This is a genomic window from Cytobacillus gottheilii (genome assembly GCF_001636345.1).
GTDB classification, from domain to species: domain Bacteria; phylum Bacillota; class Bacilli; order Bacillales; family Cytobacillaceae; genus Cytobacillus; species Cytobacillus gottheilii.
Genome location: NZ_KV440945.1, coordinates 2,742,836 through 2,768,320, shown reverse-complemented (window position 1 = coordinate 2,768,320; position 25,485 = coordinate 2,742,836). Strand labels below are relative to the sequence as shown.

Annotated in this window: 21 protein-coding genes; 20 read left to right on the top strand and 1 reads right to left on the bottom strand. The window is 40.1% G+C overall.

Translation table 11 applies throughout. The annotated features are described in order from the left end of the window. Positions 1-6: 6 nt before the first annotated feature. The 9 genes from infB to A6754_RS13355 all read left to right on the top strand — a co-directional run bounded on the left by infB (position 7) and on the right by A6754_RS13355 (position 10,634). Positions 7-2,181, top strand: a complete 2,175-nt coding sequence (infB, locus tag A6754_RS13395) for a translation initiation factor IF-2 (RefSeq protein ID WP_066446503.1) — start codon at positions 7-9, stop codon at positions 2,179-2,181. Beyond that, positions 2,178-2,459, top strand: coding sequence for a DUF503 domain-containing protein (locus tag A6754_RS13390; protein WP_066446500.1), 282 nt, complete (start codon positions 2,178-2,180; stop codon positions 2,457-2,459). Before infB ends, A6754_RS13390 begins: the two co-directional genes overlap by 4 nt. Positions 2,460-2,571: 112 nt before the next feature. Further along, positions 2,572-2,934, top strand: coding sequence for a 30S ribosome-binding factor RbfA (gene rbfA, locus A6754_RS13385; RefSeq protein WP_066446496.1), 363 nt, complete (start codon positions 2,572-2,574; stop codon positions 2,932-2,934). A gap of 77 nt (positions 2,935-3,011) precedes the next feature. Further along, entirely contained in the window at positions 3,012-3,926 is a 915-nt protein-coding gene (truB, locus tag A6754_RS13380; protein ID WP_066446493.1) for a tRNA pseudouridine(55) synthase TruB, read from the top strand. Between the two features lie 35 nt (positions 3,927-3,961). Next, on the top strand, positions 3,962-4,909 hold the full coding sequence (ribF, locus tag A6754_RS13375) for a bifunctional riboflavin kinase/FAD synthetase (protein ID WP_066446490.1): 948 nt from the start codon (positions 3,962-3,964) through the stop codon (positions 4,907-4,909). 195 nt (positions 4,910-5,104) lie between these two features. After that, a complete protein-coding gene (gene rpsO, locus A6754_RS13370; protein WP_066446488.1) occupies positions 5,105-5,374 on the top strand; it encodes a 30S ribosomal protein S15 in 270 nt (89 codons plus the stop codon). 427 nt (positions 5,375-5,801) lie between these two features. Then, positions 5,802-7,922: a polyribonucleotide nucleotidyltransferase gene (pnp, locus tag A6754_RS13365; RefSeq protein ID WP_066446486.1), complete on the top strand. Its 2,121-nt coding sequence runs from the start codon at positions 5,802-5,804 to the stop codon at positions 7,920-7,922. A 287-nt stretch (positions 7,923-8,209) separates the two neighbouring features. Continuing rightward, positions 8,210-9,175: a polysaccharide deacetylase family protein gene (locus A6754_RS13360; protein WP_066446484.1), complete on the top strand. Its 966-nt coding sequence runs from the start codon at positions 8,210-8,212 to the stop codon at positions 9,173-9,175. A gap of 223 nt (positions 9,176-9,398) precedes the next feature. After that, positions 9,399-10,634 (top strand): M16 family metallopeptidase, encoded by a 1,236-nt coding sequence (locus A6754_RS13355; protein WP_066446482.1) that lies wholly within the window; start codon positions 9,399-9,401, stop codon positions 10,632-10,634. Positions 10,635-11,446: 812 nt separating this feature from the next. On the opposite strand, the gene A6754_RS13345 is transcribed toward A6754_RS13355, so the two are convergent. Then, positions 11,447-12,694, bottom strand: a complete 1,248-nt coding sequence (locus A6754_RS13345) for an IS4 family transposase (protein ID WP_066446477.1) — start codon at positions 12,692-12,694, stop codon at positions 11,447-11,449. 341 nt (positions 12,695-13,035) lie between these two features. Between A6754_RS13345 and A6754_RS13340 the strand changes: the two genes are divergently transcribed. The 11 genes from A6754_RS13340 (at position 13,036) to A6754_RS13290 (ending at position 25,484) form a co-directional block, all read left to right on the top strand. Further along, entirely contained in the window at positions 13,036-13,281 is a 246-nt protein-coding gene (locus A6754_RS13340; RefSeq protein ID WP_066446474.1) for a YlmC/YmxH family sporulation protein, read from the top strand. A 140-nt stretch (positions 13,282-13,421) separates the two neighbouring features. Beyond that, complete coding sequence (gene dpaA, locus A6754_RS13335; RefSeq protein WP_066446471.1) at positions 13,422-14,324, top strand: dipicolinic acid synthetase subunit A; 903 nt, start codon at positions 13,422-13,424, stop codon at positions 14,322-14,324. Continuing rightward, positions 14,321-14,914: a dipicolinate synthase subunit B gene (gene dpaB / locus A6754_RS13330; RefSeq protein ID WP_066446465.1), complete on the top strand. Its 594-nt coding sequence runs from the start codon at positions 14,321-14,323 to the stop codon at positions 14,912-14,914. Before dpaA ends, dpaB begins: the two co-directional genes overlap by 4 nt. A gap of 387 nt (positions 14,915-15,301) precedes the next feature. Then, on the top strand, positions 15,302-16,351 hold the full coding sequence (gene asd / locus A6754_RS13325) for an aspartate-semialdehyde dehydrogenase (protein WP_066446463.1): 1,050 nt from the start codon (positions 15,302-15,304) through the stop codon (positions 16,349-16,351). A 37-nt stretch (positions 16,352-16,388) separates the two neighbouring features. Beyond that, positions 16,389-17,633: an aspartate kinase gene (gene dapG / locus A6754_RS13320; RefSeq protein ID WP_066446462.1), complete on the top strand. Its 1,245-nt coding sequence runs from the start codon at positions 16,389-16,391 to the stop codon at positions 17,631-17,633. A gap of 24 nt (positions 17,634-17,657) precedes the next feature. After that, positions 17,658-18,521 carry a 4-hydroxy-tetrahydrodipicolinate synthase gene (gene dapA / locus A6754_RS13315; protein ID WP_066446459.1) on the top strand — a complete coding sequence of 288 codons (864 nt, stop codon included), beginning with the start codon at positions 17,658-17,660 and terminating at the stop codon, positions 18,519-18,521. A gap of 380 nt (positions 18,522-18,901) precedes the next feature. Next, positions 18,902-20,566 carry a ribonuclease J gene (locus A6754_RS13310; RefSeq protein WP_066446457.1) on the top strand — a complete coding sequence of 555 codons (1,665 nt, stop codon included), beginning with the start codon at positions 18,902-18,904 and terminating at the stop codon, positions 20,564-20,566. Between the two features lie 172 nt (positions 20,567-20,738). Beyond that, entirely contained in the window at positions 20,739-21,476 is a 738-nt protein-coding gene (locus A6754_RS13305) for a ClpP family protease (protein WP_082851688.1), read from the top strand. Then, positions 21,473-21,685 carry a YlzJ-like family protein gene (locus A6754_RS13300; protein ID WP_066446447.1) on the top strand — a complete coding sequence of 71 codons (213 nt, stop codon included), beginning with the start codon at positions 21,473-21,475 and terminating at the stop codon, positions 21,683-21,685. Before A6754_RS13305 ends, A6754_RS13300 begins: the two co-directional genes overlap by 4 nt. Positions 21,686-21,860: 175 nt before the next feature. Next, complete coding sequence (locus tag A6754_RS13295) at positions 21,861-24,200, top strand: DNA translocase FtsK (protein ID WP_066446444.1); 2,340 nt, start codon at positions 21,861-21,863, stop codon at positions 24,198-24,200. A gap of 558 nt (positions 24,201-24,758) precedes the next feature. Next, positions 24,759-25,484 (top strand): GntR family transcriptional regulator, encoded by a 726-nt coding sequence (locus A6754_RS13290; RefSeq protein WP_066446441.1) that lies wholly within the window; start codon positions 24,759-24,761, stop codon positions 25,482-25,484. Position 25,485: the final 1 nt, after the last annotated feature.

Sequence of the window (25,485 nt, the reverse complement as noted above, 5' to 3'; positions counted from 1 at the left end):
GAAAACATGAGTAAAATGCGTGTTTATGAATATGCAAAACAACATAATCTTTCCAGTAAAGATGTAATTACAAAACTAAAAGATATGAACATCGAGGTCTCAAACCATATGACAACAATTGAAGACGATGCAGTAAAAAAACTAGACGGTATTTTTAATAATAAGCAAGAAAAGCAGGCAAAACCTAGCCAGCCGACCAAACAACAGCCTTCAAATAGTGGCGAAAAAGGCGGCAAACCAGCGGCAAAACCGAATCATGATCAACAAAACCGCGGACCAAAAACGGGTGGGCAAAACAAACCGTTTAACAAAAACAATAATAATAACAACAATAAAAACAATGGCAAAAACAATAAAAATAAAAACCAAAATAAAGGCAAACAGCAGCAGACCCCAGTCGCTCCTGCTCCTAAAAAAGTAAAAGAACTCCCAACGAAAATCACTTACACAGATTCCTTAACAGTAGGAGAACTTGCAAAAAAACTTCACCGGGAACCTTCTGAAATCATTAAAAAATTATTCATGCTTGGAGTAATGGCAACGATTAACCAGGATCTTGATAAAGATTCGATCGAATTGATCGCTGGTGAATTCGGTGTTGAAGTAGAAGAAGAAATTAAAATTGATACAACAGATCTGGAAGTGTATTTCGGAGACGATGAAGCTGCAGAACTAATCGAGCGTCCATCAGTTGTAACAATCATGGGACACGTTGACCATGGTAAAACAACATTGCTTGATTCCATCCGAAACACAAAGGTAACTGCTGGTGAAGCAGGCGGGATCACTCAGCATATTGGTGCTTATCAAGTCGAAGAAAACGGCAAAAAAATTACGTTCCTTGATACACCAGGGCATGCTGCGTTTACAACAATGAGAGCACGCGGTGCGAAAATTACAGACATCACAATCCTAGTAGTAGCAGCTGATGATGGTGTTATGCCGCAAACAGTTGAAGCTATTAACCATGCGAAAGCTGCAGAAGTTCCTATTATTGTTGCTGTCAACAAAATGGACAAAGAAGCAGCAAATCCTGATCGTGTTATGCAAGAATTGACTGAGTATGGACTTGTTGCTGAAGCATGGGGCGGAGATACGATCTTTGTACCGATTTCAGCTATCAAGGGTGAAGGTATTGATTCCTTGCTTGAAATGATCTTACTTGTCAGTGAGGTTGAGGAATACAAAGCAAACCCTGACCGCAATGCAGTTGGAACTGTTATTGAAGCACAGTTAGACAAAGGCCGCGGTTCTGTGGCAACATTGCTTGTTCAAAATGGAACACTAAAGGTTGGAGATCCAATCGTTGTTGGAAATACATTTGGCCGTGTTCGTGCAATGGTGAATGATCTTGGCCGCCGTGTAAAAACAGCTGGTCCATCAACACCAGTTGAAATTACAGGTCTAAATGATGTTCCTCAAGCCGGCGATCGCTTTGTTGTTTTTGATGATGAAAAAACAGCCCGCAGTGTCGGGGAATCACGTGCAACTCAAGCATTGCAGGCGCAGCGCAACGAGAAAACACGTGTTAGTCTTGATAACCTGTTTGAACATATGAAACAAGGGGAAATGAAAGACTTAAACATCGTTGTGAAAGCTGATGTTCAAGGTTCTGCTGAAGCACTTGTGGCTGCATTGCAGAAAATTGATGTTGAAGGTGTTAACGTACGCATTCTTCATACAGGTGCTGGTGCAATCAATGAATCAGATATCACACTTGCTGCAGCATTTAATGCGATTGTAATCGGATTTAACGTACGCCCTGACAATAATGCAAAACGTGCTGCTGATGCTGAAAATGTAGATATTCGTTTACACCGCATTATCTATAAAGTAATCGAAGAAATCGAATTGGCAATGAAAGGTCTTCTTGATCCTGAATTTGAAGAGAAGATCATTGGTCAGGCAGAAGTTCGCCAAACATTTAAAGTGTCTAAGGTTGGAACAATTGCTGGTTCATATGTAACTGATGGAAAAATCACTCGTGATTCCGGCATTCGCCTAATCCGTGATGGCGTAGTTATTTTCGAAGGTGAAATTGACGCTTTAAGACGTTTCAAGGATGATGCGAAGGAAGTAGCTCAAGGCTACGAATGTGGTGTGACGATTAAAAACTTTAATGATGTTAAAGACGGGGATGTCATTGAAGCATTTGTTATGGAAGAAATTGAGCGTAAATGATCATTGGCTTAGCAGCCTGTGAATGTATTATTTACGATGCACATTCCCTTAAAGAGAAAAGAGCCGTTCTGCAAAGGATTATTTCAAGGTTAAAGCAGAAATATAATATATCCGTATCAGAGGTAGATTATCAGGATGTATGGCAGCGGACAAAAATAGCGATTGTAGCAGTATCCTCTGCAAAGAAATATACTGAACTAGAGCTTGATAACGCCCTGAAATACATTGATTCTTTTCCTGAAATAGAACGGACGATTACGGATATAGAATGGCTCTGAAAATACACCTGCACAACAATGAATTTTTTCTGCAGAGTGTTAAATGCTATAGATAGACAGCATGATCACAACGAGTAACTTGATATGCTGTAGGATAAGAGGTGAAAACACGATGAGCCTTAGATCAAACAGAGTTGGGGAACAGATGAAAAAAGAGCTTGGCGAAATCATCGGCCGAAAGATTAAAGATCCGCGCATTGGATTTGTAACGGTAACAGATGTTCAGGTTACAGGTGATCTTCAACAAGCTACTGTTTATATTTCTGTACTTGGCGATGAGGAACAAAGAGAAAACACATTGCGAGGTTTAGCGAAGGCAAAAGGATTTATTCGTTCAGAAATTGGGCAAAGAATCCGTCTCCGCAAAACACCGGAAATTCTTTTTGAATTCGATGAGTCAATTGACTACGGAAATCGCATCGAATCGCTGCTTCATCAAATTCAAGATGAACAACGTTCAGATGATAAGGAATAACATGAGTTAAAAATGGATAGACACTTTTGTCTATCCATTTTTTATGAAAAATTATCCTTTTACTAGGAGGAATTGCAATGGAAGGCATCATTCCCTTATGGAAGCCAAAAGGCATGACATCACATGACTGTGTATTTAAACTGAGAAAAATTCTAAAAATGAAGCGGATAGGTCATACAGGAACACTTGACCCGGATGTAACAGGAGTTTTGCCGATTTGCTTAGGCAGGGCCACAAAAGTGGCAGAATACATAACAGATGCAGGAAAAGCGTATGAGGGTGAAGTGACATTAGGGTTTTCAACAACAACTGAAGATCGTTCAGGTGAAATGGTCGAAACGAAAATAATCACTGAGGAATTTTCTCGCAAGCAAATTTTGACTGTATTAGATGAATTGACAGGAACGATTACGCAGACGCCGCCTATGTATTCGGCTGTAAAAGTGAATGGCAAACGTTTATATGAATATGCACGCAAAGGAATTGAAGTAGAGCGTCCTTCGAGAAAGGTGAATATTTATAGTATTGAGCTATTGGATGATCGGGAGATTTTCACTGGAGAGACAATCTCCTTTCGCTTCCGTGTGTCGTGCGGAAAGGGAACTTATATTAGAACACTTGCTGTGATGATTGGTGAAAAGCTTGGTCTTCCTGCGCATATGTCAGATCTTTCAAGAATCCAGTCAGCAAGCTTTACAGTATCTGATTGCCTGACACTTGCAGAGATTGAAGAAAAAGCCGAAAACGGTACAATCGAAGAGGCTCTCTATCCTCTTGAGACGGGACTTTCTGATTTGCCGAAATATGAAATAAATGATACATTAGCAATGAAAGTGAAAAATGGCGCTGTTCTTGAGACGCCAGAGGAGCTCTTAACGATTGCCGGCCCTATTCTCGTTTCAGATAAAAATGGCAGAGCGTTGGCAATCTATATGAATCATCCCGAAAAGCACGGTCTAATAAAGCCTGCAAAAGTTTTGCGCAATGAATAGTCATTTCGGCGCTTGAATAGAAAAGGTGAGTTTTTGTGAAAGTTATATACATTCATCATCCACATGAATTAAAGCAAAGCGATTTTCCTGAGCTGTCTATAGCATTAGGCTTTTTTGACGGTGTTCATCTTGGCCATCAAAAAGTGATTCTTGAAGCAAAAAAGACAGCAGAAGAAAAGGGAATTAAGAGTGCTGTCATGACTTTTGATCCCCATCCTTCAGTTGTACTGGGAAAAAGCGTACAGCATGTTGAATATATTACCCCGCTGGATGTGAAAATTTCGTTAATTGAACATCTTGGGATTGATTATTTATTTGTTGTGCATTTTACAAAGGAATTTGCGAGTCTCCTGCCCCAGGAATTTGCTGATTCCTATTTAATTGGCTTAAATGTTACCTGCGTAACAGCTGGATTTGATTACTCCTATGGAAAAATGGGCAGAGGAACGATGGAAACACTGCCGTTTCATTCTCGCGGTCAATTTCAGTCAGCGATTGTTCCGAAGCTTGAATGGGAGGAAGGCAAAATCAGCTCCACTAAAATAAGAAGCATGATTGCTGCTGGGAAAACAGCTGAACTGCCTGCTCTGCTTGGCAGGTTCTATACTACATCGGGAACAGTCATTCACGGTGATAAACGCGGCCGGACGATTGGCTTTCCGACAGCAAATGTTGAGCACTCCGAAGATTACTTAATACCGCCAACTGGTGTATATGCCGTTAATATTCAAATAGAGGGCAAATGGCATGAAGGTGTATGCAATATTGGCTATAAGCCAACCTTCCATAATGAAAAAATGAAAAAGCCTTCTGTTGAAGTTCATATATTTGAGTTTAACGAGGATATATATGGGAAGACTGTTACCATTGAATGGCATAAACATCTGCGCAGCGAAAAGAAATTCGCTGGGATCGACGAACTCGTTAAGCAAATTAATCAGGATAAAGAAGAAGCTGCCGTTTATCTGAAAGAATTAAAATAAAGTCATAATATGATTAAAATCTAACTGGCAGAATTCAACCTGAACTCTTTTCGTGACAAAAAACGTCGATTATCCTTGCATTTTAAAAGGAAAAGATGTATTCTTAATAACGTATTAAAAAAGAACCTTTGCTTGGCAAGTCGAGTCACCGACGCTTGCTCAGTAACAGGGGATATCTATTAGGAGGTGAACCGGATGGCAATCACAAAAGAACGTAAAAATGAACTTATCGCTGAGTACAAAACTCATGAAAGTGATACTGGATCTCCAGAAGTTCAAATCGCTGTCCTTACAGAAGAAATCAACAACTTGAACGATCATTTACGTACGCACAAGAAAGACCACCACTCTCGTCGCGGTCTTCTTAAAATGGTAGGTAAGCGCCGTAACTTACTAACTTACCTTCGTAACAAAGACGTTCAGCGTTACCGTGTGTTAATCAACAAGCTTGGTTTACGCCGATAATAAGAATGCTTATAAAGCAGACTTATGTCCGGCTTTATATTCTAATGTCTTATTTCAGAGAAGCGGGATTTTTCCCGCTTTTTTATTAGCAAAAAAAGCTGCTTTTTTTATATTCAATACATAACTGATTACATTTTACAGATTAAAAAAAGTGTGCATACTAGTGAATGTATAATTGTTTTATAAAAGCTGATTTGTGGTTGATTTAAATAGTGTTTAGCTTCAGTGTCTAGTCCTTCTACAGTCATATGCGGGTCACTGACGAAAGGTCAAAGAAACGACCTTCTGTCTGCCTCGTCCTAGGCTTATCAGGGCTGAATTTGGTGCTAACGCTTTCTTTAATGAATGTTAAGCATATTGCTTTTCGATAAATTATGGGTGGAGTTTTCCTCCCTTTGTAAGTGAAATGGCAGAGAGGGGTACAAATATGGGACAAGATAAACATGTCTACAGCCTTGAATGGGCTGGTCGTAAGCTGACTGTTGAAGTTGGCCAGCTTGCAAAGCAAGCAAATGGTGCTGTATTAGTTCGTTATGGCGATACAGCTGTATTAAGCACAGCAACTGCTTCAAAAGAACCGAAAAACTTAGATTTCTTTCCGTTAACGGTTAATTATGAGGAGCGTTTATACGCGGTTGGTAAAATTCCGGGAGGCTTCATTAAGAGAGAAGGCCGTCCGAGTGAAAGAGCAATTCTTGCAAGCCGTCTAATTGACCGTCCGATCCGTCCGCTTTTCGCTGATGGTTTCCGTAATGATGTACAAGTTGTCAGCATGGTTATGAGTGTGGATCAGGACTGCTCTTCCGAAATGGCTGCGATGTTCGGATCATCTTTAGCATTAAGTGTATCTGACATTCCTTTTGGCGGACCTATTGCTGGAGTAACAGTTGGAAGAATCGATGGTAAATTCATCATCAATCCGTCTGTTGCACAAACTGAGCAAAGTGATATTCATTTAGTCGTTGCCGGTACTAAAGACGCGATTAACATGGTTGAAGCTGGTGCGGATGAAGTACCTGAAGAAACAATGCTTGAGGCAATTATGTATGGACATGAAGAAATCAAACGCTTGATTTCTTTCCAGGAAAAAATTGCTGAAGAAATTGGCAAAGACAAAATGGAAGTTGTTCTTTATCAAGTAGATCAAGAGCTTGAAGCTGAAGTTCGCAGCATTTGTGAAGAAAAAATGATTAAAGCGATCCAAGTACAAGAGAAGCATGCACGTGAGGCTGCTATTAAAGAAGTAAAAGTTGAAGTTGTTTCTCAATACGAGGAAAAAGAAGCAGACGAAGATCAGCTTAAGCAAGTAAAACAAATCCTTGATAAAATTGTTAAGGGTGAAGTAAGACGATTAATTACAGAAGACAAAGTCCGTCCGGATGGCCGTGGATTAGAAGTAATCCGCCCGCTTTCTTCTGAAATAGGATTACTTCCGCGTACTCACGGCTCTGGTCTGTTTACTCGCGGGCAAACACAGGCACTTAGCATTTGTACACTTGGAGCGCTTGGTGATGTGCAAATTTTAGATGGATTAGGCATTGAAGAAGAGAAACGCTTCATGCACCACTATAATTTCCCTAATTTCAGTGTTGGTGAAACTGGACCTATTCGTGGACCTGGCCGCCGTGAAATTGGACATGGAGCACTTGGTGAGAGAGCATTAGAACCGATTATTCCATCAGAAAAAGATTTTCCATATACAATTCGTCTTGTTTCTGAAGTATTAGAATCCAATGGTTCAACTTCTCAAGCTAGTATTTGCGCAAGCACTTTAGCTATGATGGATGCAGGTGTGCCAATTAAAGCACCAGTTGCTGGTATTGCAATGGGTCTAATAAAATCAGGTGATCATTATTCCATTTTGACGGATATTCAAGGTATGGAAGATCATCTTGGTGATATGGACTTTAAAGTAGCAGGTACATCAAAAGGTGTTACGGCATTGCAAATGGATATTAAAATTGAAGGCCTATCCCGTGAAATTCTGGAAGAAGCCCTTCAGCAAGCAAAAACAGGCCGCATGCAGATTTTAGATTCTATGTTAAGCACGATTGCAGAGCCAAAACAAGAGCTATCTCAATATGCACCTAAAATTCTTATGCTTAGCATCAATCCGGATAAAATCCGTGATGTAATTGGGCCAAGCGGAAAACAAATCAATAAGATTATTGAAGAAACTGGCGTTAAAATTGATATCGAACAAGATGGAACAGTCTTTATTTCTTCTATTAATGAAGAAATGAACCAAAAGGCTAAATCCATTATTGAAGATATCGTACGCGAAGTAGAAGTAGGACAAATGTATTTAGGAAAAGTTAAACGGATTGAAAAATTCGGTGCATTTGTTGAAATCTTCAATGGCAAGGATGGACTTGTTCATATTTCTGAATTGGCAGAAGAACGTGTTGGCAAAACGGAAGATGTAGTTTCCATTGGTGACGAGATTCTTGTTAAAGTAACAGAAATTGATAAGCAAGGCCGTGTGAACTTATCAAGAAAAGCTGTCCTGCGCGAACAGCGTGAACAACAGGAAAAGGCACAGCAATAAGCTATTTGAACCAATAATTAATATCGTTTAAGAAAGTCAGGGAATTTCCCTGGCTTTTTCCTACATATATTCAAGCGGCAGTTTTGATTTCATCTGGCTCTAGATAGTGTGATCACCCTTACTGGATGGAAAACTTGTCTGGCTGTTGCACGAGATGAAGAGCTGCTTAACACCACTTGGCTATGTAACTGTAAAAAGAGATTATGAGATAAAACTAAATGTATGCACGTATTCTTCGTTCTACCTTGTCCCCTCAAAACATACTTTGTACTGAGGAGGCGTGTGGAATGAAAAAATTAGTAATGCTGATCAGCATTTGTTTTATTTCCTTTCTAATAGTTAATAATTCATTGACGACTACATATGTTGCAAATCTAAAGACAGAAAGCATTGCAGTTACAGGTCAAACAAAACCGCTGCTGGATGAAATTAAAGAGAAAGCAGAGCAATATAATATTGCTCCTGCAGATGCAAAAATTGATCGTGTCTGGAAGGCTTTGCCTGGGTTAAATGGGGTAAAAGTGAATATAGAGGAATCATATAAAAAAATGAAGAAGGATAATGTATTTGACGAGGATAAGCTTGTATATGATCAAATACCGCCTAAAACTCATTTAAGTGATCTTCCTCCATCTCCTGTCTATAAAGGTCATCCTGATAAACCAATGGTGTCGTTTATTATTAATGTCGCATGGGGAAACGAATATCTGCCTGATATGCTTGCAACATTAAAAAAACATCATGTTTCTGCCAGTTTCTTTTTAGAAGGCCGCTGGACGCAGAATAATCCTGATCTCGCTAAAATGATTGCGGCGGCAGGACATGAGATTGGCAACCATTCTTATACACATCCGGATATGAAAAATGTATCTGCTGCAAAAGCACGTGAGGAAATCAAAAAGACAAATGAAGTAATTGAGGCCATTTCTGAAAAAAATACAAAAGTTCGCTGGTTTGCTCCCCCTAGCGGAAGTTATCGGGATGAAATCGTATCAATAGCTGCCAAAGAAGGATTAGGAACGGTTATGTGGACAGTTGATACAATTGATTGGCAGAAACCCGCCCCAGAAGTACTGATTAAAAGGGTAATGGACAAGGTGCATAATGGAGCAATGATCTTAATGCATCCAACGAAGTCAACAGCAGACTCTCTCGATCGTCTTATAAAAGGGCTGAATAGCAAAAATCTCGAAATCGGCACAGTGTCTCAGCTCCTGGACGAGCGCAGAATTTTTGCTGAAGAACAAAAATAATAATCAGCAATTTGGAAAAAGTAACTATAATGATATAAACTAATACCGTATGCACTGTAAATGGTTTGAGGGGGTCAGACCTGTGCGGCAGCAAAAGCTCCAGTTGAATACATAGGACCTTGAAGATTTCCGCACGAAATGCAGCACTGTAATAAAGCGGAAGGTGCCCTCAATTATTTAGCGGTTTGGAGCTAACAGCAAGCAAAGAACAGGAGGAAATATTTTGATAAAAAAATATACTTGTCAAAATGGGGTAAGAGTTGTACTAGAAAATATTCCGACTGTCAGATCCGTCGCAATTGGCGTTTGGATTGGAACAGGTTCAAGAAATGAACATGCTGAAAACAATGGAATCTCGCATTTTTTAGAGCATATGTTTTTTAAAGGTACAAAAACAAGATCAGCCAGAGAAATAGCAGAGTCATTTGACAGCATTGGCGGACAAGTTAATGCCTTTACTTCAAAAGAGTATACTTGCTATTATGCGAAAGTATTAGACACACATGCTAATTTTGCTTTGGACGTATTGTCAGATATGTTCTTCCATTCAACATTCGTTGATGAAGAGTTAAACAAAGAAAAAAATGTAGTTTATGAAGAAATTAAAATGTATGAGGATACGCCGGACGACATTGTACATGATATTTTGAGTCAGGCAATTTATGAAAATCATCCGCTGGGTTATCCTATTTTAGGAACAGAAGGCACACTTGCAACCTTCAATGGAGATACGTTAAAAGAGTATATGTATGAAAACTATACTCCTGAAAATGTGGTTATTTCCGTTGCGGGGAATATAGACGAAAGTTTTATTAATGACGTAGAAAAACTATTTGGTTCCTATGAAGCTTCAAAAAAAGCAAGAACGACGGAGAAGCCTTCCTTCCATCCGAATCGTCTTGCACGGAAAAAAGAAACGGAACAGGCACATCTATGTTTAGGATTTGAAGGCTTGCAGGTTGGCCATGAAGATATGTACAGCCTAATCGTATTAAATAATATTTTAGGCGGAAGCATGAGCAGCAGACTTTTCCAGGATGTAAGAGAGCAAAAAGGGTTAGCATATTCTGTTTTCTCTTATCATTCTGCTTTCCAAGACAGCGGCATTGTAACATTATATGGAGGTACTGGTGCAAATCAGCTTGATGTTCTCTATGATACAATGCAGGAAACACTGGAAAAATTAAAGGCAGAAGGCATTACCGACAAAGAATTAAGCAATAGCAAGGAACAAATGAAGGGAAGCTTAATGCTGAGCCTAGAGAGCACCAACAGCCGCATGAGCCGAAACGGTAAGAATGAATTAATCTTAGGCCGTCACCGCACATTGGATGAAATCGTGGAAGAAATTGATGCCGTGACAAAATCCTCTGTTGATGAAATGGCACAAACCATTTTTAATAATCAGTTCTCAGTCGCGCTGATTAGTCCTGCCGGGGAACTGCCTAAGAATTTATAAGCCCGGGCATTAGTTGTAAGATGCACATTCGATAAATCCACATAACAATAGTATGACTGTATATTCAAAAGCTTAGAGATGAACTTCTCTAAGCTTTTTTCATGCTAAACTCCTGAAAGGGGCTTAGCATGAATAAGCGGAGAAATATAAGCGGAGAAATTCCCCTTATTTATAAAATAACGCTAAAATTAGCTAAAATAGACGGAGAGATTCCGACTATTACCTTAAAATACGAGAAAATCAAGGTTTATATTAGGGATAGTCGGAAAAACTCCCCTTATTTTCCCCGAAAAGAGCTCAATTTTAGATTTAAGCGGAAAATCTCCGCTTATTTTACCCATCGATTTAATGAATAAGGCGGATGCGGATCCTAGCCTGCCGGGGAACTGCCAAATAATGAACCAAACTGAGCCATGCCAGATGCCAGTTTGCAGAATAGTGGATTACAAGCATATCAAATACGATCAAACAGGCTTAGAGATGGTCTTCTCTAAGCTTTTTCACTTCTGAAAGGTGCTTAGCATGAAAAGCGGGCCAAAATATAAGCGGAGAAATTCCCCTTATTTATAAAATAACGCTAAAAACAGCTAAAATAGACGGAGGAATTCCGACTATTACCTCAAAATACGTGAAAATCAAGGTTTTTATAATGAATAGTCGGAAAAACTCCACTAGCATTGTAAAAATATCCACAATGACACGTTAATGTTGATTTATATTACTTTTATGTATGTTTTTACCATTCTGGTTTCTAGGTTCTGAGCCAATAAGTCAGAGGGGGTGTAATCGAACCCAGTCATCCAAAAATTGGATTATTTTCTTTTTTTCTTATATTTTGCCATCGAGCTAGTACTTATCCCCACTGGTTTTACAATGGCCACACCTGCATCATTAAGTTCAATTTCATTTGGTGGGTGGTGGCTCTTTTGCCTTCCTTTCGATGTTCTTTTTGGTATACGGTGTAACTCTTGGAGAAAACTTTTCCATGTCCTATCGGAATGGATGCGGAGTAAGGTAAGTACTTTCCAGGTAGTCTTTTTTGTTTTCTCAACTAGCCGAATATATAAAGTGACACAGTACGCCGTCATCGCAAAGAAAATCTGATTCCAGATTCCTTGTGGTTGGGTACTTTGTAGTTTAACTAAACGTAAATGCTGTTTCATCCACTTGAAAAACAGTTCAATGATCCAACGGTGCCGGTACAATTCGGTTACTTCTTCTGATGTCAAATCCCATCGGTTGGTTACAACACGGTATTCTTTCCCCTCTTCATCCGTAAATTCAACGAGACGAAGGGGTTGTTCCATGGATCTGAAGTTACTCCCCATGACGACTAAGGCGTCTAGCTTAACCCTACCTCCATCGGGTACTTCATAGGATTTTATCACGTTCGCCTTATGCTTAGCTTGGATACGCATCGCGAATGGAATCTGGTTTTCCACCCAATAGTCCATTTTTTTGTAATCCACATAGCCACGGTCCATCACATGGGTCGCATGAGCATCTGTCACGAGCTCAAGCATAACTTCTCGATCATCCACATTACCTGTAGAAGGAATGACCATGTCGGGATAAGCTGTGCCAGGATCCGTTATGACAATCCGAGTATGGAGCTTCACACAATTACTGTGCTTTGTAAAATACGTCCATTTTCCGAGTGTAGGTCCAAGAAGCAGAGAAGAAGAATCTACGAGATGAAGACGCCCCAAAGAAGGGATCCCTTTTCCGTGACTTGTCAGCTTACTCAATTGGCTAACAGCGTCAAGAAATAACTGTCGTGGAAGAATGGAAGGTAAAGTATTGACTCGACGACATAGTTGAGAAGCACTAATACTAGTAAGGCCAAACAGTTCCTCTGTCCCTTCCATGGCACGAATACGTTCTTCTGTTTCCTCGTAGGATTTCCAATTCCCCAATTGCATGGTGACACAAATCTTCATTAAGTTAGCGGTGGTCAGTTTTTTTACACCAATGTCTAAAAATGAACACTTAAATGTTTCAAACGGTAAGAAAGATAGGAATTTACTAAATACATTCTGATCTGATATAATGTTATCCATGAAAGTCTCCTTTAGTAGCAGTCACGGATAACGTGGGTTCAGCTTCTACTTTAGGAGACTTTTTTGTTTTCGTCCATAAAATAGCCTCCTATTTTTTAATTAATAGGGGGTTATTTGTGGCCTGTGGATACATATGCAATGCTAGTGGAAAATGTCCGCTTATTTTATCCATCATTACAACGAAAAAGAGGGCTGCTGTATTAAAAGCACATATTCCACCCTCACGTTTTACCATAACCTATATTTTCTACAATGTGGGTCGTTAAATCACTTCTAAATAGAGAACTTGGTCAATAAAATAGTACAAAGAATACGAAGACTTAATAATTGGAGGCTTCCGCATGCGACTGAGTGAACTTAGCGGCAAAGAGATTGTCGATGTAAAAAAAGCTGAACGGCTTGGTGTACTGGGTCAAACAGACTTAGAGATTAATGAAACCACAGGGCAAATACAGGCATTGCTAATTCCGAATGTTAAATGGTTTGGATTTAAGCGGCAAGGCACGGAGGTGCGTGTACCTTGGAGCCATATACAAAAAATCGGCAATGACATGATCATCATTGATATTCCTGATGGAACTGAATAAGACAAAGAGCGAATAACCGCATGGAGTTATTCGCTCTTTTTATGTTGGAAAACTCACCGAATGATTCTTATGAACATAAGATGTTGAAGTAGTTCAGTAAAAGAGTCTATATGGATTCTTTAAAAGAAGGTGAGTGTTGCATGCTGACAGGATTACAAATCGCAGTTATCGGCGGAGATGCAAGGCAGCTGGAAATTATTCGCAAGCTAACCGAGCTGGATGCAAAGCTATCCTTAATTGGCTTTGAGCAATTGGATCACGCTTTTACCGGAGCGGCAAAGGAAAAACTTGATGAAGTTGATTTTTCGAATATAGATCACATTATTTTGCCTGTTGCAGGAACAAGTCTGGAAGGAAAAGTCGAAACCATCTTTTCAAATGAAAAGGTTTATTTAAATCAAGAAATATTAGACCAGACTCCTTCCCATTGCACGATTTACTCCGGTATTTCGAATGATTATTTAACCGAAATTACGGAAAAGGCAAATCGCAAACTTGTGAAGCTCTTTGAGCGGGATGATGTAGCCATCTATAATTCAATTCCCACTGTTGAAGGAACCATTATGATGGCGATTCAGCATACTGATTTTACCATTCATGGCTCAGAAATTACCGTTTTGGGTCTTGGACGTACAGGTATGAGCACAGCGAGAACATTTCAGGCCTTAGGCGCTAAAGTAAAAGTTGGAGCGAGACAGAGTGCACATATTGCTAGAATTACTGAAATGGGAATGACTCCGTTTCATATGGATGACATTGAAAAAGCTGTTGCAAATACAGATATCTGCATTAATACGATCCCGCATCTTGTCTTAACAGCTTCTGTTATCTCCAAACTGCCTGTTCATACATTAATCATAGATTTGGCTTCAAAGCCGGGCGGTACCGATTTCAGATATGCTGAAAAACGTGGAGTGAAAGCATTGCTGGCTCCAGGTTTACCGGGGATTGTGGCGCCCAAAACAGCAGGGCAGATTTTGGCTAATGTATTAACTCAGTTAATAGGAGAAGAATTACAGACAAGAAAGGAGCAGCAATCATGAGCTTAAAAGGAAAACGCATCGGCTTCGGTCTAACAGGCTCGCATTGTACGTATGATGCAGTCTTTCCTGAAATCGAAAAACTTGTTAATGCTGGCGCGGAAGTTATTCCAGTAGTTACTTTTACGGTGAAAAACACAACAACTAGATTTGGAAAAGGGGAAGACTGGGTAAAGCGCATCGAAGATTTAACAGGCAACAAGGCAATTGACTCGATTGTTGCTGCTGAACCTCTTGGTCCGAAGCTGCCGCTTGATTGTATGGTTGTAGCACCATTAACTGGAAATTCAATGAGCAAATTTGCAAATGCCATGACAGATTCCCCTGTCCTGATGGCGGCTAAAGCGACATTGCGAAATGGCAGCCCTGTCGTTCTTGGCATCTCCACAAATGATGCTTTAGGTTTAAATGGTGTTAATTTAATGAGACTAATGGCAACGAAAAATATTTATTTTATTCCATATGGCCAAGATGATCCAGTGAATAAACCAAATTCTATGGTCGCAAGAATGACTCTAATCTCTGAAACAATTGAATCCGCCATCGAAGGAAGACAGCTTCAGCCTGTGATCGTTGAACGCTATAAAGACTAGTGTAATAAAAAAGGGAGCAAGTCTGCTGCAGAAGGAGCTTGCTCCAGTTCCATTTAAATGTGAAGTACCTCTATAATACAAAAACCCGCAAAACTTTCTCCACATATTCTTATGAAGTTCCGACATTTAAAAGAAGTGGTATAAAAACGTTCAATCCACCATACTGCTGGAGATCCAAAACCACAGAAAACATTGCTAATCCTAACATAATAAAAACTTATTCTTTAATGAGTGAATATGATAAAATGAAGTGGAACTCGATCTCTAGAGTTTAATCAAACCATACAGCTTTTGAATGATGTTTATGCTGTATTGGATTTTCGCGGTTTTTACCCACGATTTATTAAATGAAGATGAAATATATGGAGACGGAAGGGGAAACACGAAGTGAGCGAGAAAAAAGGATTTCATGTAGCTGTTGTAGGTGCTACTGGTGCTGTAGGACAGCAGATGCTGCAAACATTAGAAAAAAGAGATTTTCCAATCAGTAAATTAACACTGTTATCATCTGCACGTTCTGCAGGGAAGACAGTTTCTTTTAAAGGGGTAGAATATAAACTGGAAGAGGCAAAGCCGGAAAGCTTTCAAGGTGTGGATATTGCCTTATTTAGCGCTGGAGGCAGTGTTTCAAAAGAGCTTGCTCCTGCAGCTGTTGAGCATGGTGCAATTGTGGTCGATAATACAAGTGCATTCCGCATGGATGAGAATGTTCCTTTAGTTGTGCCAGAGGTAAATGAACAAGATTTATTGAATCACAAAGGCATCATTGCCAATCCAAACTGCTCGACCATTCAAATGGTTGTAGCACTGCAGCCATTGAAAGAAAAATACGGTCTTAAAAAAGTAATAGTATCAACGTACCAGGCTGTTTCAGGCTCTGGCGCTGCAGCTGTTGAGGAATTAACACAGCAAACACAAGCGATTTTAAATAATGAACCTTTTACACCAGAAATCCTGCCAGTAAAGGGAGACAAGAAGCATTATCAAATAGCTTTTAACGCGATTCCGCAAATCGATAAATTCACAGAGAACGGTTTCACTTTTGAAGAAATGAAAATGATCAACGAAACAAAAAAGATCATGCATAGCGAAGACTTAAAGGTTGCGGCTACATGCGTGCGTTTGCCGGTAGCTACGGGCCATTCTGAGTCCGTTTATGTTGAGCTTGACAGTGCGGATGCTGCTGTTGCTGACATTCAGGCTCTTTTAGAAAAAGCGCCGGGAGTGGTTCTTCAAGATCAGCCGCAGGAACAGATTTATCCTATGCCTGCTAATTGTGTTGGCAGCAATGATGTATTTGTCGGACGTATTCGTCAGGATATAGATGTGCCGGAAGGTTTCCATATGTGGGTTGTATCTGACAACTTATTAAAGGGCGCTGCCTGGAATTCTGTTCAAATAGCAGAAAGCCTGATTAAATTAGGGTTAGTTAAATAAAAACTTCAAAAGCTAAGAGAACATTAGAGGTGTTTAGATGAAAATCGTCGTGCAAAAATTCGGCGGAACATCTGTTAAAGATGAAGAAAGCCGCAGACATGCCTTAAGGCATATAAAAAATGCGATTGCAGATGGCTATAAAGCGGTAGTTGTTGTATCAGCAATGGGCCGTAAGGGAGACCCATATGCAACGGATACGTTGCTGTCGCTTGTTCAGTCAGGTGAAGCATTGATTAATAAAAGAGAAACCGATTTATTATTATCATGCGGTGAAGTCATTTCAAGTGTTGTATTTACAAATATGCTGCGTCAGGAAGGGATCTCAGCTACATCTCTTACAGGTGCCCAAGCTGGATTCCGTACTAACAATGATCATACAAATGCTAAAATTATTGATATGAAATGTGCGCGTCTGCTGAGCGAACTTGAGCATCATGATGCAGTGGTCGTAGCCGGCTTTCAGGGATCAGCTAAGAATGGCGATGTCACAACCATTGGCAGAGGCGGAAGCGATACATCTGCTGCTGCATTGGGTGCTGCATTAAATTCGGAATGGATTGATATTTTTACCGATGTGGAAGGAATCATGACTGCCGATCCGCGTATTGCGGAAAAAGCAAGACCATTATCAGTAGTCACCTATACTGAGGTTTGCAACATGGCCTATCAAGGAGCAAAGGTTATACACCCCCGTGCTGTAGAGATTGCCATGCAGTCTAAAATTCCGATTCGAATCCGCTCGACCTATAGTGATAGCCCCGGAACCCTTGTTACAACGATTAATCGCAACAGCAGGGGAACAGATATTAAAGAGCGTCCGGTAACTGGGATTGCTCACGTTCCAAACGTCACACAAATTAAAGTGGTCGCTAAAAAAGATCAATACAACCTGCAATCAGAAGTATTTAAAGCAATGGCTAATGAAGGAATAAGTGTTGATTTTATTAATATTTATCCTAACGGAGTTACTTACACGGTTACCGAAGAAATGACAGATCGGGCGATTTCCGTTTTGAAAGGTCTTGGTCACGAACCAAATTTTGAAAAAGCCTGTGCAAAGGTATCTGTTGTTGGAGCAGGAATGCAGGGTGTACCGGGAGTGGCTTCAAAAATTGTTACAGCTTTATCAGAGCAGGGTATTAGAATCCTTCAGTCTGCAGATAGCCATACAACCATTTGGGTGCTTGTAAAACAAGCAGATCTGGCAAAAGCGGTGAATGCACTGCACGGTGCCTTCCATCTAGAAAAAGACGCAGCAGAATACGAAAAAAAAGATCAATAAGCAACCGTACGAAGGAGTGGAACAATGATTCAATTTGGAAGAGTTTCTACAGCGATGGTCACACCATTTGACAGCAAAGGCCATGTAGATTTTATAAAAACAACACAGTTAGTCAATCATTTAATAGAGCATGGCACAGATTCTCTTGTTATTGCAGGAACAACAGGGGAATCACCTACGTTAACAAAGGAAGAAAAGCTTGCTTTGTTTCAGCATGTTGTCAAGGTTGTTGATAAGCGTGTTCCAGTCATTGCGGGAACAGGCAGCAACAACACGTACGAATCGATTGATTTAACAAAGAAAGCAGAAAAAATCGGCGTTGATGCTGTTATGATCGTTGCGCCATATTATAATAAACCAAATCAGGAAGGCTTATATCAGCATTTTAAAGCTGTTGCTGAAAGCACTGCACTTCCAGTGATGGTTTATAATATTCCAGGCAGATCAGTTGTTAATATGACACCTGAAACCATTATCCGCCTTTCTAAAATCCCGAATATTACAGCTGTTAAGGAAGCGAGCGGAAATTTAAATGCAATGACAGAAATCATTGCCGGCACAGCCGATGATTTTTCTCTATACAGCGGGGATGATGGCATTACACTTCCAGTACTTGCAATTGGCGGAGCTGGGGTTGTTTCAGTTGCATCTCACATTCTTGGAGATGAAATGCAAGAAATGGTTCATGCGTTCTTAAACAATGAAAACGAAAAAGCAGCAAAAATCCATCAAAAGCTGCTTCCTGTCATGGAAGGTCTTTTTGCAGCCCCTAGTCCGGCTCCAGTAAAAACGGCTTTACAAATGCGCGGACTTGATGTTGGCTCCGTTCGTTTGCCAATGGTTCCATTAACTCAGGAAGAAAGAGCAAAATTAGCAGAACTGATCTAAAACGTGAGAATGAAATGTAAGTCATACTGCCCATGATATACCCGAACAATTAGCAGATATTTTCCAGATAATCTGCTGAATTGTTCGGGTTTTTTATATAATCGAATAATGATTTTATAAGCGATAGAGTGGATCATCTATTTCTAATATCCTATCTAATAACCACTAAGACTGTGAAACAGTATTATGTTAATCAGTTTAATACCTGTAAAAGTGCATAGTGAAATGTACTAATGATGCGGAAATTCTATTATTTTCATAAAATTCAGATCAGTATTCCTAACTATTTGCATAATTCTGGTTGTCATCATTTTCATTGTTCAAGTATAATATGGATAACTGATTACGGTCGGCTAAAGAAATATAGGAGGAAACATACATTGAACAGACAGAATGAAAGCATCAAGATTACACCACTCGGGGGAGTCGGAGAATTAGGCAAAAACATGTATTTAGTGGAAGTGGACGAGGATATTTATGTTCTCGATGCGGGTCTTATGTATCCTGAAAATGAAATGCTGGGGATCGATATCGTGATACCGGATATTTCGTATTTAGAGCAAAACAAAGATCGCGTGGTCGGAATTTTTCTTACGCACGGACATGAAGATCATATCGGGGCATTATCGTATATTTTAAGAGTTCTGCAAGTGCCTGTATATGGAACGAAATTAACGCTGGCTTTAGCACAGGCAAAATTGAAGGAAAATGAATTTAAAGGCAAAGCACAGCTGATTGAAATTCAGGCTGAAACTCATTTGGAATTTGAATCTGCGCAGGTTTCTTTTTTTCGGACAACCCATAGCATACCCGACAGTGTCGGCATAAGTATACATACATCTGAAGGTGCCATTGTTTATACAGGAGACTTTAAATTTGATCAAGCGGCTTCAAGTTTATACAAAGCTGACATCGGCAAGATGGCCAGAATTGGGGAAGAGGGGGTACTATGCCTGCTCTCTGATAGTACCGAGGCAGAAAAACCAGGCTACACAAAGTCTGAGGCGATCGTATTGAAGGAGCTAATCAGCATCTTTGAACAAGCACAAGGCAGGATTGTAGCAGCAACCTTCGCGTCAGATTTAGTTCGCATGCAGCATATATTTGATGCTGCAGCTGAAACAGGAAGAAAAGTGGCAGTAGCCGGCAAAAGCCTGAAGAAAGTCTATCAAATCGCCCTTTCTTTGAATTATCTGCAAGTGGATGAAGATATGATCATTACTTTATCAGAAATCTCAAGTTATGATGATCAGCAGGTTGTTGTAATGACGACAGGTTCTCAAGGTGAACCAATTGAAGTCCTTCAAAAAATGGCCAAGCAATCTCATCGTCATATCAATATAAAAAAAGGTGATACAGTTCTAATTGCTGCATCAGTCGTTCCTGGAACAGAGCTATTTATTTCTAAAACTGTTGATATGCTCTATAGAGCTGGTGCAGATGTTATTTCCGGAAAAGGAACATTTAATACCTCTAGTCATGGCAGTCAAGAAGAATTGAAGTTTATGATTAATATGATGAATCCCAAATTCTTTATGCCTGTACATGGCGAATATAGAATGCTTAAAGCCCATGCTAAGGTTGCGGCAGAATGCGGCGTAGAAAAAAGCAATATCTTTATCCCGGATAAAGGAGAAAGCTTTGAATATAAAAACGGCATGTTCCGTACCGCCGGTAAAATTACTGCAGGGAATGTATTAATCGACGGAAGCGGTGTTGGCGATGTTGGGAACATCGTTTTAAGAGACCGTAAACTGTTATCACAGGATGGTATCCTCCTTGTCGTTGTCACGCTAAACAAAAAGGAAAAAAAGATTGCGGCTGGACCAGAAATCATCACCAGAGGATTTGTTTATGTGAGGGAATCAGAACAGCTGCTGATTGACGCCTCTCAGCTTGTCAAAGAGGTTGTTGAAAAGAAATTGGCTGAATCTTCATTTGACTGGTCATCTATTAAACAGGATATGCGCGACCATCTCTACCAATTCCTATACGATCAGACAAAACGCAGACCTATGATTCTGCCGATCTTAATGGAAGCATAAACGAATAGGAAACCTGGCAGATCTATCTGCCGGGTTTTTTTCTCTTCACTGCTGTTTGTCAGACCTAATCAGCGGCAGTCCCTTTCTGCTCCTAAAGGAATGTCATTATATCAGAATGAAATTCCAAGAACCGCTCATACTATCCATATATTGCTTGAAGGGAGAAATATGGATGGATCACCAAATGCAAAACAATGACGGCCAAGAGCAGCCAAAAGAGGACAGACCATCACCATTAATGGAAAAAATTCAGCAGCTTGGACAAACCAATGTACCGCAGCTGTCTCAAGACTCAAAAATTCACTGCTTAACGATTGTAGGACAAATTGAAGGGCATCTTCAGCTGCCTCCTCAAAATAAAACAACGAAATATGAACACTTAATTCCGCAAATTGTTGCAATTGAGCAAAATCCGAAAATTGAAGGATTACTAGTTATCTTAAACACGGTCGGCGGTGATGTAGAGGCAGGTCTTGCGATATCAGAGATGCTTGCTTCCTTGTCAAAACCTACTGTATCGATTGTATTGGGAGGAGGCCATTCAATTGGGGTTCCGATCGCTGTTTCCTGTGACCATTCATTTATCGCCGAGACGGCAACGATGACAATACATCCTATCCGCCTGACAGGCTTAGTAATTGGAGTACCGCAAACCTTTGAATATCTGGATAAGATGCAGGATCGTGTCATTAATTTCGTAACAAAGCATTCTAATATTGAAGAACAGCAATTTAAAGATTTGATGTTTGCAAAAGGCAATCTGACAAGAGATATTGGAACAAATGTCGTCGGATCTGATGCCGTGCAATATGGGTTAATTGATAGTGTTGGCGGTGTAGGTCCAGCATTGCAAAAATTAAATGAATTAATTGATATGAACAAGGACGAAAGTGAGGGTCTTGTTCAATGATTCTATATACAATGATGCCAGAGGAACTCATTTTCCCATTAGATTCAAGCACATACAATACTCAAAAGGTTGTTACTCATAATGGAATTCCTTTGCTTGTTGAAAAACTTGAGGGACCTGAATGCAGAGTGCTTCGTGTCATGAGCAGCGATCCAAACCATTATATGAACGATGCCTATATGCCTGGTACAAAAATTACGCTAACATAACCTAGCAATTTCTAAATATGCTATAATAGATTGGAAAAACAGAGAGCAGCCTTTATGGCTGCTCTCTCGTTTCATACATAGTGAAATACTTGCTAAGGAAAAAATAATCAAGATTTAGCCTAAAAACTAGCAAAGTGGTTTATCATGGTAATAACTATAAAAATAAGGTGATATGATGGCAAAAAAGAAGAGAAGACGCTCAAAAACAACAGACACGGTAAAAAGAACAATTAAGTTTGAACTGATTGCCCTTGCATTGCTAACGCTTGCTGTCATTTCCATTGCAGGTTTAGGTGCCGTCGGCAAGACCACCGTTCTTTTCTTCCGATTTTTTACGGGAGAATGGTATATGCTTTGCCTGTTAGGGTTAGCTGTTTATGCTGCATACTTAATGTGGAAAAGAGAAACACCCTATTTACTGAATAGAAGACTGATTGGAATCTATTTTATAGTAGCATCACTGCTGCTCTTAAGCCATGTGAAGCTATTTCAGCTTCTATCAAACGGAGGGCAATTTGATAATCCGAGTGTGATTTCAAACACATGGCAATTGTTTTGGATGGAAAGTGCAGGCGAAACAAGCACAGATGAGCTTGGCGGCGGGATGGTCGGGGCGATACTATTTGCACTATTTTATTTTTTATTTGATGAAGCCGGATCAAGAATTATCGCCTTTTTACTGATTATTATCGGTTTTATATTATTAACAGGCAAAACATTCGGCGAAACAGCCGGAAAAATGATGACTTCAATCTTTTCTTTTATAAAAAAACAATGGCTGGCTTTTATTGATGATCTTAAAGAATGGATTGGCGGTCAAAAGGATAAAAGAACGGAAAGAAAGAATCAGAAGCAAGCTGAAAAAAATGAACAGCAGGAAGTTGAAGAAGATCCTGTTATAACGATTAATTCAATGTCTGAGAATATTCAGGAAGACATTAAACCAGAGCCTATGATTTCCAGTTTCGCAGAAAGAGCATATATTCAGGAAGAAGAACCATCTGCAGCTATAACAGAAGAAACTGCTGAAGCAAAAGAGGAAGAAGATCCATTGCCACCGCAAATTACTTTTACGGAAGTGGAGAACAAAGATTATCAGCTTCCGCCGATGCGTTTATTAAAGCTGCCGAATCAAACAGATCAAAGCGGGGAATACGAGCTTATTCATGCAAATGCAGCTAAGCTTGAACGCACCTTCCAGAGCTTTGGTGTTAAGGCCAGGGTCACACAAGTGCATCTCGGACCAGCTGTAACCAAATATGAAGTACATCCGGATGTGGGTGTAAAGGTAAGTAAAATCGTCAGCTTAAATGATGATTTGGCACTTGCACTTGCTGCAAAGGATATTCGAATTGAAGCTCCAATACCAGGGAAATCGGCGATTGGGATTGAAGTGCCTAACTCAGAGGTGGCTATGGTATCGCTCCGTGAAGTCATCGAGACAAAAGGCAAGGACAAACCAGATGCGAAGCTTTTAATTGGCCTTGGAAGAGATATTACGGGTGAAGCGGTGATGGCTGAACTTAATAAAATGCCCCATTTGCTCGTTGCTGGTGCGACTGGAAGCGGAAAAAGTGTGTGTATTAATGGAATCATCACCAGTATATTAATGCGTGCAAAACCTCATGAGGTAAAACTCATGATGATAGATCCCAAGATGGTTGAATTAAATGTATATAATGGTGTACCCCATTTGCTGGCACCTGTTGTCACAGACGCTAAAAAAGCTTCACAGGCACTGAAAAAAGTGGTAAGTGAAATGGAAAGACGCTATGAGTTATTCTCTCATTCCGGAACTCGAAATATTGAAGGATACAACGAGTATGTAAAACGGCATAATGCACAGGAAGATGGACAGCAGCCGCTGCTGCCATATATTGTTGTAATTGTAGACGAGCTTGCCGATTTAATGATGGTCGCCTCCTCAGATGTAGAAGATGCCATTACAAGGCTTGCTCAGATGGCCAGAGCGGCCGGCATACATTTAATTATTGCGACGCAAAGGCCGTCTGTTGATGTTATCACAGGTGTTATTAAGGCAAATATACCTTCTCGAATTGCTTTTGCTGTTTCGTCTATGACTGATTCAAGGACCATACTAGACATGGGTGGCGCAGAGAAATTGCTTGGCCGCGGTGACATGCTGTTCCTGCCTGTTGGTGCTTCAAAGCCTGTTCGTGTACAAGGTGCATTTTTATCAGATGAAGAGGTCGAAGAAATTGTTGATTTTGTCATTGGACAGCAGAAAGCACAATATCAGCAGGAAATGATCCCTGAGGATGTGCCTGAAAAAACAGAAAAAGTGGACGATGAATTATACGATGAAGCAGTGGAGCTTGTCCTTGAAATGCAGACAGCCTCCGTATCAATGCTGCAGCGAAGATTCCGCGTAGGCTATACTAGAGCCGCCCGTCTCATAGATGAAATGGAGGCAAGAGGCATTGTCGGGCCATACGAAGGAAGCAAGCCGCGATCAGTGCTTCTCGGCAAGCCGGGAGAAGAAGCAAGTTCATAGAGCTAAAGAAGAAGGAAGTGTTCGATATGGACACTTCCTTTTTCTTTTGATCAAGATAGAATTAGTTGGAGTGTCGCTTTACATAGGTGTAATAGGGCAGAAGAAGAAACAGCTAGTTTTATGAAGAACGCTTTGTCTTCCTGGTATGCCTTGCAAAAATTCATATTATGCGCCATGTGATAAAAAATAATGAAAAAGTCTTGCGGCTGTAGCGGTCGTCAACATTTGACACCCCCCCTTTACATCCGCTTTACCGCACCTAAATGTGACATACTATTAAAAACGCTTACATTTATATTTATTGCTCAATTCTAAAATCAACAGGCAAAAATGGCTGATATGGGAAATGTAAACGATATCAAAATGGCAACAGTCCCAGTATATTCCTTTGTAAATGTTAGGCAATTTTAACAATTGAAATCTATCTATCTTTTTTCGACATTTTCATGAAATACTATTCCTTTATTGGGTAAAAAGTGTTATAGTATTTTCGATTAGTAGGAATGATTGAACATCAGAGGTCTGATGTCTTGAGAAAATGGGTTGGAGGAACACTGCATGTCTATTAAGTCAGATAACCGGCATTTATACTTGCAAGTCATCGATCGTTTAAAGCAGGACATTGAGGTAGGGTTATATAAAGAAAGAGAAAAACTCCCATCTGAGTTTGACCTTGCAAAACAGCTCGGTGTCAGCAGAGCAACACTGCGTGAGGCGCTAAGAATTCTTGAAGAAGAGAATATCATTATTCGCCGCCATGGAGTAGGAACTTTTGTGAATGCAAAGCCGTTGTTTACATCTGGAATAGAACAGCTGAACAGTGTTACAAACATGATACTGCAAGCTGGCATGAAGCCCGGAACCATTTTTTTAAGCTCAGTCACCCAAGGGCCAACTGAGGAGGATATTCGTCGTTTTTCATGTTCTATTGAGGAAGAAATTGCTGTGATCGAAAGGGTAAGAACCGCCAATGGTGAGCCGGTCGTCTATTGTATAGACAAAGTGCCTGAAAAAATCCTTCCAGATACCTTCTCACATGAGAAGGAGTCATTTTTGGATGTGCTGGGAACAGATGCTGGCCGGAAGATTACATATGCCATTGCACAGATAGAACCCATTGGTTATCACGATAAAGTTTCCCCGATATTAGAATGTGATCCTGAAACTGCACTGCTTGTCTTAAAGCAAATGCATTATGATGAAATGGACGAGCCAATCCTTTACTCGGTCAACTATTTCAGAGCTGACAAGTTTAGCTTTCATGTGCTCAGGAAGCGCATCTGAT

Bases quoted from the DNA above. Each gene is read 5' to 3' on its own strand.
- A6754_RS13305 (WP_082851688.1), top strand. From the start codon at position 20,739: ATGGATCACCAAATGCAAAACAATGACGGCCAAGAGCAGCCAAAAGAG.
- dpaB (WP_066446465.1), top strand. From the start codon at position 14,321: ATGAGCTTAAAAGGAAAACGCATCGGCTTCGGTCTAACAGGCTCGCAT.
- A6754_RS13390 (WP_066446500.1), top strand. From the start codon at position 2,178: ATGATCATTGGCTTAGCAGCCTGTGAATGTATTATTTACGATGCACAT.
- infB (WP_066446503.1), top strand. From the start codon at position 7: ATGAGTAAAATGCGTGTTTATGAATATGCAAAACAACATAATCTTTCC.
- pnp (WP_066446486.1), top strand. From the start codon at position 5,802: ATGGGACAAGATAAACATGTCTACAGCCTTGAATGGGCTGGTCGTAAG.
- dpaA (WP_066446471.1), top strand. From the start codon at position 13,422: ATGCTGACAGGATTACAAATCGCAGTTATCGGCGGAGATGCAAGGCAG.
- rpsO (WP_066446488.1), top strand. From the start codon at position 5,105: ATGGCAATCACAAAAGAACGTAAAAATGAACTTATCGCTGAGTACAAA.
- A6754_RS13360 (WP_066446484.1), top strand. From the start codon at position 8,210: ATGAAAAAATTAGTAATGCTGATCAGCATTTGTTTTATTTCCTTTCTA.
- dapG (WP_066446462.1), top strand. From the start codon at position 16,389: ATGAAAATCGTCGTGCAAAAATTCGGCGGAACATCTGTTAAAGATGAA.
- A6754_RS13295 (WP_066446444.1), top strand. From the start codon at position 21,861: ATGGCAAAAAAGAAGAGAAGACGCTCAAAAACAACAGACACGGTAAAA.
- A6754_RS13345 (WP_066446477.1), bottom strand. From the start codon at position 12,694: ATGGATAACATTATATCAGATCAGAATGTATTTAGTAAATTCCTATCT.
- A6754_RS13290 (WP_066446441.1), top strand. From the start codon at position 24,759: ATGTCTATTAAGTCAGATAACCGGCATTTATACTTGCAAGTCATCGAT.
- rbfA (WP_066446496.1), top strand. From the start codon at position 2,572: ATGAGCCTTAGATCAAACAGAGTTGGGGAACAGATGAAAAAAGAGCTT.
- A6754_RS13340 (WP_066446474.1), top strand. From the start codon at position 13,036: ATGCGACTGAGTGAACTTAGCGGCAAAGAGATTGTCGATGTAAAAAAA.
- truB (WP_066446493.1), top strand. From the start codon at position 3,012: ATGGAAGGCATCATTCCCTTATGGAAGCCAAAAGGCATGACATCACAT.
- dapA (WP_066446459.1), top strand. From the start codon at position 17,658: ATGATTCAATTTGGAAGAGTTTCTACAGCGATGGTCACACCATTTGAC.
- A6754_RS13300 (WP_066446447.1), top strand. From the start codon at position 21,473: ATGATTCTATATACAATGATGCCAGAGGAACTCATTTTCCCATTAGAT.